This window comes from Methylotenera sp., assembly GCF_029945705.1.
GTDB lineage: Bacteria > Pseudomonadota > Gammaproteobacteria > Burkholderiales > Methylophilaceae > Methylotenera.
Map to the genome: position 1 here is coordinate 35,613 of NZ_JAQSDC010000050.1, position 14,379 is coordinate 49,991.

General features: G+C 42.4%; 10 protein-coding genes. All 10 read right to left on the reverse strand.

Features of this window, described 5'->3' with window-relative positions; translation table 11 throughout:
• Window positions 1-3: 3 nt before the first annotated feature.
• Window positions 4-2,640 carry a methyl-accepting chemotaxis protein gene (locus tag PSU78_RS11150; RefSeq protein WP_300387987.1) on the reverse strand — a complete coding sequence of 879 codons (2,637 nt, stop codon included), beginning with the start codon at window positions 2,638-2,640 and terminating at the stop codon, window positions 4-6.
• A gap of 391 nt (window positions 2,641-3,031) precedes the next feature.
• Window positions 3,032-3,277, reverse strand: a complete 246-nt coding sequence (locus PSU78_RS11155; RefSeq protein ID WP_367186354.1) for a hypothetical protein — start codon at window positions 3,275-3,277, stop codon at window positions 3,032-3,034.
• Window positions 3,278-3,502: 225 nt separating this feature from the next.
• Entirely contained in the window at window positions 3,503-7,024 is a 3,522-nt protein-coding gene (locus tag PSU78_RS11160) for a PAS domain S-box protein (RefSeq protein ID WP_300387989.1), read from the reverse strand.
• 57 nt (window positions 7,025-7,081) lie between these two features.
• On the reverse strand, window positions 7,082-7,597 hold the full coding sequence (locus tag PSU78_RS11165) for a chemotaxis protein CheW (RefSeq protein WP_300387991.1): 516 nt from the start codon (window positions 7,595-7,597) through the stop codon (window positions 7,082-7,084).
• Complete coding sequence (gene cheA, locus PSU78_RS11170; RefSeq protein WP_300387993.1) at window positions 7,594-10,014, reverse strand: chemotaxis protein CheA; 2,421 nt, start codon at window positions 10,012-10,014, stop codon at window positions 7,594-7,596. Before cheA ends, PSU78_RS11165 begins: the two co-directional genes overlap by 4 nt.
• 112 nt (window positions 10,015-10,126) lie before the next feature.
• A complete protein-coding gene (locus tag PSU78_RS11175) occupies window positions 10,127-10,495 on the reverse strand; it encodes a response regulator (protein ID WP_300387995.1) in 369 nt (122 codons plus the stop codon).
• Between the two features lie 182 nt (window positions 10,496-10,677).
• Complete coding sequence (locus PSU78_RS11180) at window positions 10,678-11,226, reverse strand: chemotaxis protein (RefSeq protein ID WP_300387997.1); 549 nt, start codon at window positions 11,224-11,226, stop codon at window positions 10,678-10,680.
• Between the two features lie 97 nt (window positions 11,227-11,323).
• On the reverse strand, window positions 11,324-12,259 hold the full coding sequence (gene motB, locus PSU78_RS11185) for a flagellar motor protein MotB (protein WP_300387999.1): 936 nt from the start codon (window positions 12,257-12,259) through the stop codon (window positions 11,324-11,326).
• Window positions 12,260-12,300: 41 nt separating this feature from the next.
• A complete protein-coding gene (motA, locus tag PSU78_RS11190; protein ID WP_300388001.1) occupies window positions 12,301-13,161 on the reverse strand; it encodes a flagellar motor stator protein MotA in 861 nt (286 codons plus the stop codon).
• A 257-nt stretch (window positions 13,162-13,418) separates the two neighbouring features.
• Complete coding sequence (locus tag PSU78_RS11195; RefSeq protein ID WP_300388003.1) at window positions 13,419-14,366, reverse strand: class I SAM-dependent methyltransferase; 948 nt, start codon at window positions 14,364-14,366, stop codon at window positions 13,419-13,421.
• Between the last annotated feature and the right edge of the window lie 13 nt (window positions 14,367-14,379).

The window sequence follows — 14,379 nt, forward strand, 5'->3', positions numbered from 1 at the left end:
AAACTAAAACTCTTCCCACTCGTCGTCATTGGTGCCTGTTTTAGCGACGACTTTAGGTGCTGGTTTGCTTGCCACAGCATGAACTTTCTTGACTGGTGCTCGCAACGGGCTATCCACTGCACGTCGGTTATTACCTGAGCTACTGCCAGTGTTCAGCTTAAACACACTCACCACATCCGAAAGCTGAATCGCTTGCTCAACTAAACTTTCAGCTGCAGCAGCCGCCTGTTCAACTAAAGCCGCATTCTGTTGTGTGGTTTCATCCATGCTCGTCACTGCAGCATTGACTTGATCAATCCCTGCGCTTTGTTCGCTTGAGGCTGCTGTGATCTCACCCATGATGTCTGTGACACGTTGGACTGAGGCAACAATCTCTTGCATGGTTTTACCCGCTTGTTCTACTTGGGTGGTGCCTTCTGCAGTTTTGCTGACAGAGTCTGAGATCAATTCTTTAATCTCTTTGGCGGCACTGGCTGAGCGTTGCGCTAGGTTGCGAACTTCACCAGCGACGACGGCAAAGCCTCGGCCTTGTTCGCCTGCGCGTGCGGCTTCTACTGCTGCATTCAAGGCAAGAATGTTGGTTTGGAAGGCGATGCCGTCAATGACAGAGATAATGTCTTCAATCTTTTTAGCGCTGCTGTTGATGGCGCTCATCGTAGAGACGACTTGACCGACGACTTCTCCGCCTTTAACCGCGACGCCTGATGCGGCTGCGGCTAGCTGGTTAGCTTGTTTAGCGTTTTCAGCATTGTTCTTCACGGTTGAAGCTAACTGTTCCATACTCGCTGCGGTTTCTTCTAAACTAGAGGCTTGTTGTTCGGTGCGTTGGGAGAGGTCGTTATTACCTGTGGCAATTTCATTGGCTGCGGTGGTAATGGTTTCTACGGCTTCTTTAACGGCAATGATTGGGGCTACTATCGTTTCTAGTGTAGCGTTGACACCTTCTACTACTTTGCGGAAGTCGCCTTGGTGTAGCGTAGCGTCTGCACGAACAGTAACACGTCCTTCGGCGGCGGCTTCGGCGAGCATGTTGGCGTCTTCTACCAAGCGGTTAACCGCATCAATACAATGATTGAGGTTATCTTTAATGTTGTTAAAGTCACCTTTGTAATGTTCGCTAATCTTAGCTGGAATATCGCCCCTAGAAATACTGTCAACACAGTTGGCGGCAACGTTTAAAGGTCCTATCACTGAGTCTAGGGTGTTGTTGACGCCTTCTACAATTTTACGGAAATCACCTTGGTGTTTTGTCACATCAGCACGGGTGGATAAGATGCCTTGATCAGCGGCATCGGCTAGCATCGCGGTATCTGATACCAAAGCATTGACAGCATCGACACATTGATTGAGATTGTTTTTAATGGTGTTAAAGTCGCCATAGTAAGTATCGGTGATTTTGGCTGGAATGTTACCTTTGGAGATGTCATTGACGTATTTTGCAGCGACGTTTAATGGCACGATGACCGCGTCTAATGTCTCATTCACGCCTTGTACAATCTTACGGAAATCACCTTGGTGTTTGCTTGCATCGGCACGTACGTCTAATTGACCTTCTACTGCGGATTGAGAGAGGCTGTTCACATCTGAAACCAGTGCGTTGATATTGGCTCTAACCTGCTCAATGGCTTCGTTAACAAAGGCTTTTTTGCCTGGAAACTTCTCTAATTGAGCCGTTAAGTCACCTTCGCCAAATGATTTCACGCAGGCTAGGGCTTTTTTATTCATGTCGATGTGACCGGCGACCATCTTGTTGACGCCAGCTGCCATGTCGGCATATCCCCCTTTAAATCGAGTCACGTCTACATCAACATCAATGTCACCAGCATCATGCTGCGTGCTAACATAATTTAAAGATTGCACAATGCCATCTAAGGTCTTTTGTAGTGTTTTGATTGAGTAGGCTACGCTAGATTTATCGCCTTCAGCCACAATGATTTTTTGAGTTAAATTACCATCAGCAAAATTCTTGGCTAAAAATGCTAAATCAGCAGGATCATTACCCAGCTGCTTCATTAAACTACGTGTAATGTATAAACCGAGAAAAACAATGATTAATAAAACTGAACCTGCAATCACCAAAGACTGAACCACTGCGCCAGTTTTAATTGAAGCCGCTTTTTCAGCACTATCAGTACCTAATTTAACCTTGTACTTCCGATGATTGGTAATGGCTTGTTGTACACCAGAAATCGCATCACCCCCAGCAAGTAAAATTGCTCGTGCATCATCTTTATTATTGGCTAATGACGTTGTAAGTACATGACCACCCATCTCATCAAATACGGCTAACGCAGCACGCTCAGCTGCAACCATTTCACCGTCCTCTTTATCGGACACCATAGTCTTTTCATATTTAGCTAAGGTATCAGTCAACGCTTGGTGCTGTGTAGCAACCTTGGTTTCAATTTCGACCATTTTGGCATTATCTGTGCTGGCCATATGCTGCCAAATTAAGCCATCCATTTCTTCAAAATGCGCTAATGCCTCGTCCAACAACTGCACACTTGGCACAGTGTTTACATTGGCATAGTTAGTAATTTCAAATACCTTGTTAATTTTATATAGACCAATACCCGCCAGTGACAACATGCCCAAAACCGCAGCCAGTATCAACATATACATTTTTTTTGTCATACTCATTTTATTACTCCAATTTATTTAGCTGTTTGTAACGTGGATTCACTAGTGACTTAAAAAACCAACTCGAGTAAAACTAACTAAAGTATATAAAAGTCACCTAAATGCCTATCTAATGCCATTACCCTAATATTTACGACCGCTTTACCTAAAGCTTGAAAACAATTTCCATATAGTGATTTTCCTCTTCGGCAGTCGTATTTGAATTGTCAAATAAAGCAATAAATGCGCATCATTTTTAAGGTTTGGCTTGTTATATTTAGTCTTAGTTGATGTGTTAATGGTTGCCACTGAAACGACAAAGCCCTCTGAAAATAATCCAAAGGGCTTTGTGTTGACTCTGCTAAATAAGTTTAGCTTGGTTAAGTCTGATTTTCTTTGACTTTAATTAAAACTACTTAGCTGCTACTTTTTTAGCTGAAGCGTCATCCTGCTTGCCAGCCGCTTCAGCACGCTTAGAAGCCTCTGCAACTGCAACCGCATCGCCTTTCATGTGTGCTGCGGTTGCTTCCGGGCTGCCCTCTTCAAAACAAATACGTCCCATCATTGAAACTTTACATACTTCACCTGCATATACATTAAGTGAAGCAACTGTTAATAACGCGGTTGCTAAAGCTGTAACTGTTAATTTTTTCATCATATGATTCCATTTCTATACATTTGGGTTTTGCCGTTAATAACACCTCAATACGGCAAATGAGGCGGGAGATTATGCCTAGGAAACAATCGCAAAACCGCATATGTGTTATTACGTCATTTCTGTTTAAAACTTTAGGAAATATTGAAAATAATTATTAAAATAATCCGCATAAAAAAACAGCACCATTAGGTGCTGTTTTTTTGTGCTTATTTTGCTATGTGATGGCTAAAACTCGGCCCACTCGTCATCATTAGTACCTGTTTTAGTGGCAATCTTTGTAGATGCTGATTTGGCAGGTACTGATTTTGGTGCTGGCTTCGCTTTAGTATGACTTGAAGCTAAACGCAATGGTGCTCTATTTTTAGTTTGGCTGCCCGAAAATGAAGCACTCCCCATTAATTTAAAGGCACTCACAACATCAGTCAAGCTACCTGCTTGCTCTACCAAGCTTTCAGCCGCCGCTGCTGCTTGCTCAACTAAAGCCGCATTCTGTTGTGTGGTTTCATCCATGCTCGTCACTGCTGCATTCACTTGGTCGATGCCTGCACTTTGCTCAACTGAAGCGGCTGTGATTTCACCCATGATGTCTGTCACGCGTTGTACAGATGACACGATCTCTTGCATGGTTTTACCAGCTTGTTCAACTTGTGCAGTACCTTCTGCGGTTTTGCTGACTGAGTCTGAGATAAGCTCTTTAATCTCTTTAGCAGCACTGGCTGAGCGTTGCGCTAGGTTACGCACTTCACCTGCAACCACAGCAAAGCCTCGGCCTTGCTCGCCAGCTCTTGCAGCTTCAACCGCTGCATTCAAGGCTAGGATGTTGGTTTGGAAAGCAATACCGTCAATGACTGAAATAATGTCTTCAATCTTTTTAGCGCTGCTGTTAATAGCGCTCATGGTAGAAACGACTTGACCAACCACTTCACCACCTTTGATTGCTACGCCTGAAGCCGAAGCGGCAAGCTGGTTGGCCTGTTTGGCATTTTCAGCATTGTTCTTCACGGTTGATGCGAGTTGTTCCATACTTGCAGCAGTTTCTTCTAAGCTAGAAGCTTGTTGTTCGGTGCGTTGTGATAAATCATTATTACCTGAGGAGATTTCACCTGCGGCGGTATTAATGGTGTCGCCTGCTTCACGCACTTGTACAATCACTTCGGTCATTTTGTCCATGAGGGCATTCACACCGTCACACAAGCTGGCAATCGCGCCTGTTTTACCTGCTAATGGTACGCGGCTGCTTAAGTCGCCTGTTTTAGCGCCTTCAATAATGCCTTGAGTTTCTTCAACGGCTTCAGCTAAAGTAGCGGCATTGTTATATTGCTCGGTAATATCCGTTGCATATTTCACTACTTTGAATGGTTTACCATTCATGTCCATAATCGGGTTATAACTTGCTTGCAACCAAACTTCTCTACCGCCTTTGGCAATGCGTTTGTATTGACCAGCCTCAGCTTCACCACGCCCTAACCTCTCCCAGAACGCTTTGTATTCATGGCTAGATTTATAGCTAGACTCTACAAACATGCTATGGTGATTACCGATGATTTCTTTCTCGCTATAACCACTTACATTGGCAAAGTTTTCATTCACAGAAATAATCTTACCTGTAAGATCAAACTCGATTACACCTTGTATTTTACTAATGGCTGCAAGTTGACCTGCATTATCCGCAGCTTTTAATTTTTGCTCAGTAATATCCATGGTGTAATTGACGATTTTGAATGGCTTACCTTTTAAATCATAAATAGGGTTGTAAGAGGCTTGAATCCATACTTCACGACCATCTTTAGCAATGCGTTTGTATTGACCCGCGTCTGTGCCGCCTTTGACCAATTTATCCCACATAGCTTTATAGGCTTCACTCTTGGCAAAAGTAGGATCTAGCACCATGCTTACATGCTTGCCTAATAACTCATGCTCTTTGTAACCCAGCATATCCAAATACACTTGGTTAACTTTAGTAATATTGCCATCTAAACAAACTTCAATCACGCCTTGAGATTTACCAATCGCCGTCATTTGGCCTTCAAAATCGGCATTTTTGAGTTTTTGTTCGGTAATATCTGTGGCGTACTTCACCACTTTGTAAGGCTTACCTGAAGCATTTAAAATCGGGTTATAAGAAGCTTCTAGCCAGATTTCTTTGCCGCCCTTACCGATACGCATAAATTGGCCTGTGATGGACTCACCACGATTAAGTTTTTCCCACATCGCTTTATATTCCGCACTGGTTTTGTATTCAGGCTCAACAAAGGTACTGTGGTGTTGACCAATCGCCTCTGTACGGCTGTAGCCTAAAATACTCAAGAAAATATCATTGGCAGCAATCACTTTGCCATCGAGGCTAAATTCAATCACGCCAGTGGATTGACTAATCGCCGCCAATTGATTTTCGTATTGGGTGGATTGCTCTAAGGTATTGGCAGCGCTTTCTTTTAATTGATGTTCATTGATGCTCAAAATGGTTTGCATGGATTTTAAAGACTGCAATACTTTGCTTAACTCATTATTACCATAAGCATCAATCGCTGTGCTGTAATTGCCAGAAGTGATTTTACCAAAGGCATCAATGGCGTTATTTAAAGGCTTAGTAATTGAACGTGCGATGATTAAACCAATCCAAAAAAGCAATAGCGTGATAAAACCTAAGCCAGCAAACGTGAGTAATTGCGTGGTTTTGTATTGGGCTTGTGCAACATTAAATTCTTTAACGGCTTCATCATTTTGCAATTTAAGCAGCGCTTCTATATCCGGCTTAGCCGTATTAAATAAAGTTCTGGTATCGCCAGCGTACTTCATTGCCTCTTTAATATCGCCCGCCTTCATTGCTTTTATGGCTGGTTTCAACCCTTCAGCCACAAACTTTGTACGACTTTTAATGAATCTATCAGCCAGTACTTTTTCTTCCGGGGCGAGATAAGTCGCCATGTAGGCTTTCCATAGCGAACTGATCGTCTCGATATTTTGCTCAATTGCAGTAGCTGCATTGTTAACCTCTTGTTGATCAAGCACTAGGACTGGGGTTTTGCCAACAAGCTGAATTTTAGACTCACTCAATGCGGTTCTTAATATGGCACGGTTCTCTACCATGAGCTCGGCAATTTTGCCTAAATCTCTGGTTGGGATTAAACGATCTTCTTGAATGGTTTTAATTGATTTATTTGCGATACTAATTTCATACAAACCAATTAAAGCTTGTACAGTGAGCGCCACCAATCCAAACAAAATCATGACTGTTAGCCGTTGGCCTACTTTAGTATTTTGGAATTTACTTTTTAGTTTTTGACTCAGTGAATTTTTTACCACTTGGCCATCGCTAATACTTAAGCCTTTGGCTTTTCCGTCTTTAAACAGGTGATAAGCATCCGCTGCTGACTCCACTTGCTGTCTACTTGGTTTTCTACGCACAGATAAATAACCTGTCACGGCACCATTTTCTAGCACAGGTGTGGCATTGGCTTCTACCCAATAAAAATCACCATTTTTGGTACGATTCTTTACTAAGCCAGTCCATGGCTTGCCAGATTTAAGGCTACGCCACATGTCCTCAAATGCCTCAACAGGCATATCTGGGTGGCGCACGAGATTATGGCTCTGCCCAACGAGTTCTGCCTCGCTAAACCCACTAATCTCAATAAAATCCTGATTGGCATAGGTAATCGTGCCTTTCAAATCGGTTTTGGTGAGCATAAACTGTGTGTCATCAAACATAATTTCAGTGTTGGTGACTGGCATATTGATTTTCATGATTGTCTTCTTTCTAAATACTTAAATAATAATTTTTGCGCACGGCGGCCAACAGGATTAATGCACTGCAACGCTATCTATTAAGGCCATCTCTTCACTGCCCATTAACTGTTCAATATCCACCAAAATGAACATTTGCTCTTCAACTGAGGCTAAACCAACAATATATTTAGTATCAATATTTGAAACTAGCGAGGGTACGTCGCGAATTTGCTCTTCTTTAAGCGCCATGACGTCTGAAACGCCATCCACCACTATGCCAACCACACGGCCATTGAGATTTAAAATAATCACCACGGTAAATTCGTCGTACTCCACTTTGCCTAAGTGAAACTTGATGCGTAAATCGACAATCGGTACAATTTTGCCGCGTAAATTCACCACACCTTTAATAAAGTCTGGCGTGTTGGCGATTTGCGTCACGGCATCGTAACCACGAATTTCCTGTACTTTTAAAATCTCTAGACCATATTGTTCTTCACCTAAAACAAAGGTCAGGTACTCACCTGCGGATGTTTTTGATTTTGCTGAAACGCCTGATTTATTGGCTGTGCTAACGTTTTCTGTACTCATTTTGTAAACTCCTTAGAGATTGCTTTATGTTCGATGGCTTGATTCTGATAATGTGAGAAGGGTTTAGCACCAGTTAAGTAATTGCTGGTTTGCCCCATTTGAATAATGGCTGAAACATCTAAAATGAGCGCAACACCGCCATCGCCCATAATCGTGGCGCCAGAGACACCAGCGACTTTTCTGTAATTGGTTTCTAAGCTCTTAATTACTACTTGCTGCTGACCTACTAACCTATCGACAAACAAGGCTGATTTCTTGCCATCAGATTCAAGCAATACCAACACGCCTTCAGTTGGGTCTGTAATGTCAGTGTGTTGATTAAATAGGCTATGTAAGGCAATAATGGGTAAATATTCACCACGCACATGCACCATGCGGCCTTCGCCAGTCACGGTTTTAATGTCTTCAGCACGCGGCTGTAGTGTTTCTACAATGAGATTTAACGGAATAACGTAAATGCTATTGCCTAGCGACACTGACATACCGTCTAAGATTGCGAGTGTGAGTGGCAATGCAATTGAAATTGTGGTGCCGTAACCGAGTGCCGAACGAATCTCAACCACGCCATTCATGGCAGCAATATTACGTTTCACTACATCCATACCTACGCCACGACCTGAAACGTCTGTGACGACTTCTGCGGTTGAGAACCCTGGTGCGAAAATAAGCCCGAATACTTCAGTGTCCGTCATGTTCTCGCTGACGGTTAAACCATTAGATTTAGCTTTAGCGAGTAGTTTTTCACGGTTCAAGCCTGCGCCATCATCAGTCACTTCAATGACAATGCTGCCGCCTTTATGCGCGGCAGAAAGTGTCAGCGTACCTACTTCATTTTTACCTGCAGCCTTACGGCCAGCTGGCATTTCAATGCCATGGTCTACGCTGTTGCGCACTAAGTGAGTGAGTGGGTCGACAATGCGTTCGATTAAGCCTTTGTCTAATTCAGTCGCTGCACCAACAGTAACAAATTCTACTTTCTTACCTAATTTTGCAGCTAGGTCACGCACCATACGTGGGAAGCGTGAGAACACAAAATCCATCGGCATCATACGAATCGACATCACAGACTCTTGCAAATCACGCGTGTTACGTGTGAGTTGTCCTACGCTGTTAATTAACGGTTCATGTTGAACTGGGTCTAGCTGGCTGATACGTTGTTCTATCATTGCCTGGGTAATCACCAGCTCACCCACCAAGTTAATGAGTTGGTCTACCTTTTCAATCCCCACGCGAATAGATGAAGTTTCTCCACTAGCTGGTGCTTTGTCTGAATCACGACGACCTTGATTGCGTCTATCAGTGGCTTCAGAGGCCGCAGCATCTGCTGTCGCTTTAGTAGCCGCAGTAGCAACCTCGGCTTTAACTAGTTCGGCTTTGCCAGAGTTAGCTTCTGTTGTAACCGTGTCATCACCAATCAAATCAGCCACTACTGCATCTTTATGCGGCTTGAACGGGGCAAAGAAACCGTAACCTTCTTCCACATTCTCTTTACCGTTTTCGGCAAATAAGCCATAACCAACTTCTTCATGAATTTTCACTCCTGAAGTACTGTCTTTCTCTGCACTTACAGAAGGATTCACTGCAGCACTAACCGCGGCAGGTTCTTCGTCATCTTCAAACAGACCAAAACCTGGATCTTCCACCACCGCTGGCTTAGCTTCTACTGGTGCAATAGTTGCAGTTACGGTGGCATTGATAGTAATCACCAAATCATCTGGGTCTAACACAAATGAGCAGATTGAGATAATGTCTGCTTGCGTTGAATCTGTAGTTAGCTTAAATACATAACGGTTACTTTCATTTTTACTAGATTCCACATCACCCAATAAACCTAACTCTTCCTTTAGGTTATTCATGTCTTTTTCTGTGACTTCTGGCAATACGATATTGAAACGAGTTAAACCATCGTCAGGCACTGCAGCAATAGCCGCTGGTTCAGCCACTGGCTTAGGCGCCTCTATAACAGGGGCAGCAACAACTGGAGCCTCTGGAGCAACTGTCGCTGGCGTTGGTTTAATCACAACGCCGCCTGCTTCCGAGAGTTCTTTTAACATCATTTTGACATCAGCCACCTGCTCTTGATCAACCTCTGTGGCTAATCGATGTCCATCGACTTCCATTTTCAGCACATCTTTTGCGGCTAAAAACGCATCCACATGTTCGGCAGTAAGTGCCATTTCATTTTTACGGATTTTATCTAATAGATTTTCTAGCACATGGGTAATTTCAGTCATGTCCATAAAGCCAAAAGTGGCAGCGCCACCTTTAATAGAATGAGCTGCACGAAAAATCGCATTTAAATCTTCGGTATCGGGATCTTCAATTTCAATACCAAGAAGTAAACGCTCAGCTTCAGCTAATAGCTCTTCTGCTTCATCAAAGAAGACCTCGTAAAACTGACTCATATCAATTGTCATTGCTGTACTCCATATATCTATTTAGCTACTAAGTAGGAGCGGTCTGTGGCCGCGAATAAATGTGACTATCAACATTCAATATTCGTGGTGTAACAACCTTCCTACAAAATTTTTAAGAACCTATCACTTTTTGCACAACTTCAATTAAGCGCTTTGGGTCGAAAGGTTTTACTAACCAGCCATTGGCGCCAGCAGCTTTGCCTTTAGCTTTCATTTCATCACTTGATTCTGTGGTGAGCATTAAAATTGGCACTTTTTGATATGAACCCAACTCACGCAGATTTTTAATCAGCGTTAAGCCATCCATAATCGGCATGTTTTGGTCAGTCAGCACAAGATCAACGGTCTTCTCTTTTGCTTTATCCAAGCCATCTTGCCCATCAACCGCCTGCACTACATCGTAGCCAGCGGCCTTAAGACTAAATGCCACCATCTGGCGAAGAGAACCTGAGTCATCTACTGCTAGAATTGTTTTTGCCATTTCATTTACTCACTTTTTCGTTGTTAATCTTGCACGTTGTTAAACTTGCCTATTGTTAATTAAGCACCAGAATTACTTAAACCGTTTTTTACTCATTGCACTTTACTTACTGTTTTTTTGGAGTCATTAAGCGTGCCTAACACTACTTAACGACAAAAATTAATTAATTTTCAATCATTATGTTAAAAAAGCTCAATATCCCCGGTCGCCATGTCTTGCTGGTCAACCGAACGTCTTAATCCGCCAGAAAGCGCCCTACTACCAGCATGCAAACTGTGGCTCATTTCATCTAAAAATTTAGCAATCTCTTCATGCTCATGCTCAGGATCTATCTCATCACTGTGATTACCCAATTCATTAAGTAAATCTTTTAAGCCATTCACACGTTTAATCGTTCTCACCAGCAACTGACTGGTGAGATCTTGAAATTGCAATCCAGTCACGGCCGCATTCACTTCTTCACCTATTTTTTTCTTAAAATCTTCTAATTTCTTTGTTTCTTGAGTGTCAAATTGATGGGTAATCATCAAGCTATTCAGCACAGCCTGTTGCGCTGTCACGGCCTCATGCACAGCCATAAAACTCACACCAAGCTTTTCAATAGCCTCGCTGAGTAAAAAAGTGGTTTGTAGCAAATCAGCTTCAACTTCCACTAAATGTTGCTTGCCATGGTCTGCAACCGTGGCAAGTAAGCTTCTTAATTCAGTGGTTGGTAGTGTTTTCATGTCCATCTCATCATGCTCCAAAATGCTGTATTTCAATTGAGTGAATACGAGCAGTTAAATTAATCAATTCCATTTTTATATTATTGTTAGCTTACAAATATCATTACGGGGCTTTTATAGCCGTGCTAATTTCAGAAGCACTGGAGTCAGAAGGCACATTGACTGCAGCGCCATCTTTCAAAGCATTTTCTTCAGCTTGTTTGTTCATAATAATGATGCTGATACGACGATTAGTGGCATCGAATGGATTTTCTTTGTTAAACAAACTTGCAGACGAAAGCCCTACGACGCGCAACAACTTGGTTTCATCCATGCCACCTGCCACTAACTCTCGACGTGAAGCATTGGCGCGATCTGACGACAACTCCCAATTGCTATATGACTTTTCACCATTAGGATACGGCGTTGCATCGGTATGCCCTGACAGGCTAATTTTGTTCGGCACATCATTCAGCGTTTTACCCAGCTCTTGTAATATCTGCTTGGCATATGGCTGCATATCCGCTTTTGATGAATTAAACATGGCACGATTCTGCTCATCTACAATCTGCACACGTAAGCCATCTGAAGTAATATCTAGCAATAATTGGTTCTTAAATTTGCTTAAAGTTGGGCTATCATCAATCGCTTTTTCAATTTTTTTCTTAAGTTCTTCTAATTTCACTTTTTCAGCTTGTTCTAAAGCTTTTTTAGCCTCTTCAGCATCCACTTTTGTTTTCTTACCATCTGGTCCTTCTACTTTTTTCACTTGTCCAGATTTTTTTGTAAAATCGCTTCCCCCACCATTTTTAATTAGCGTATCACTAGCACCTACTGCGGTACCACCAGTCATAGCAACCAATAGCGGCGTTTTAAAGTAATCAGAAATACCTTCTTTTTGCGCTTTTGAAGTCGATCCCAATAACCACATCAACAGAAAGAAAGCCATCATTGCAGTTACAAAGTCTGCGTAAGCAATTTTCCATGCACCACCATGGTGACCACCGCCGCCTTTTTTAATCTTTTTTACAATAATCGGTCTAACGCGTTCTTCAGCCATTACATGCTCCGTATTCAGTCATTGTTATGTTTAACAATTCGTTATTTGCCTTTAGCTTGTTTAATGTGTGCTTCTAGCTCTGCAAATCCTGGACGTTCTGTTGAGTAAAGAATTTTCCGACCAAATTCAACGGCAATCGCTGGTGCATAACCATTTAAACTAGAAATAAGTGTGACTTTTACGGCGTTATACATCTTGGTACCTTCTTCTAGTTTCTGCTCTAACAAGCCTGAAAGTGGACCAACGAAACCATAGGCGAGCAAAATACCCAAGAATGTACCTACCAATGCATGACCAATCATCTCTCCTAATTCAGGTGGCGGTTTATCTAAACTGCCCATGGTATGTACTACACCCATTACCGCTGCCACAATACCAAACGCTGGAAGCGCATCGCCAAGCTTGGCAATACAATGAGCTGGCACATGGCCTTCCATATGGTGCGTTTCAATTTCACTTTCCATGAGTGTTTCAATCTGAAATGCATCCATATTTCCAGACCCCATTAAACGCAAATAGTCAGTGATAAATTCAATTAGATGATGATCATGCAATAGATTTGGATATTTGCTGAATAGCGGACTCGCCTCAGGATTTTCAACATCGTTCTCAATCGACATCATGCCGTCTTTGCGGATTTTGGCGAGAATCTCAAACAACATTGCTAGCAAATCTAAATAAAGCGCTTTGTTATATTTAGAACCTTTAAACAAAGTTGGGAGTGATTTACCTGTTGCCTTAAGTGCTTTCATGTCATTACCAACAACAAAAGCACCCAGTGCCCCACCAAAAATCATAAGTAACTCTAAGGGTTGCCACAATCCACCCAAGTGGCCGCCGCCCATGGCATAGCCGCCAAAAATTGTGCCTAATATCACTACGTACCCGATGATGACAAACATGTTTGATTACTCCAGACCTAAACAATAGAATTTGTAGTGCTAGATAATGATGGTTATCTAATTAAGTTCAGAATATCAAGCTACACTGCAAATCAATCTGTGGAATAAAGGGCTGTTTTTAGGTTTATATTGTGAATAGTACTTAACAATAAAACTAAGTAATAGCTGTAGAAATGGCTAGAAGTAAAGCTTGGGGGGTAAGTTTGTAATTAAATTGAAAATGACTAGTTCTACTAGCGCGTAAACACTAAGGCCTGCTAAACAATTTTCCAAACATAAATATCTGGCGTGTTTTTGTTACCGAGAATACGTATACTTTCAGGCACGTTTGGTATCTCAAATTCAAGACTGATTAATAAGCTACCAGGACGCATTTCTTTACTGGCTTTATTCCACAACATGCGCATAGCTGCTGGTGATAGGTAAGCGAAAATAACATCGTAATTTGCAAAATCCAGCGCCTGATAATTACCCAAGGTAAACCTAGCGGATGACCTGCGAAATTTGGCTCGAATAAAACTAATCAACCACGGTAATGGTGCAATTTCAATGCCTTCAATTTGGCTATCTGGCCGTGTTTTAGCCATATACATGGACATATCACCCAAGCCGCTGCCAATATCAATTAAACGCACGGGACTGTCTTGCGGAATGAGGCTTGCTACTTGATGCCAAACCACGGGACGAGAAGGGAAAAATGGAACTTGGGTGCGAAATGTCGTCCAAAACAGACTCAAGCTGATCATAAAACCAACAAGATAAACCGCACTAGGGATATGCCACTGAAGCATCATCCATGCGGCAAGTGGAAAACATAAGTGTATCCAGCGCCACCAACTTGCCATACCTGCAAGATAAGAAAACGTCGCAGCAAGCAGTGCCTGCATCAGCACCAAAGTAAAGATAGTAATATTTAAATTCATGCCTAAATAGGCTGCCGCAGCAAAATTCACCGCCCACACTATTGCGGCGACTGTCAGCAAGGCGGCACATTGAATGAACACCGCAAGTGTTGCTGGTACTAAGCGCATATTAGGCCTAACTAACGTTCGTATCTTACTTTTAGCAGTCTGTAATAATGATTCTTTATACAAATATTTATCATCACCCTGCTTGAGAGGTTGAGCCTTATGCTCTAACCTTAATTGCGCCAGTTCAGATTTAACCTCATATTTCAAACTATATTTATTAAGCACTTTTTGCATAATTTATATTGGA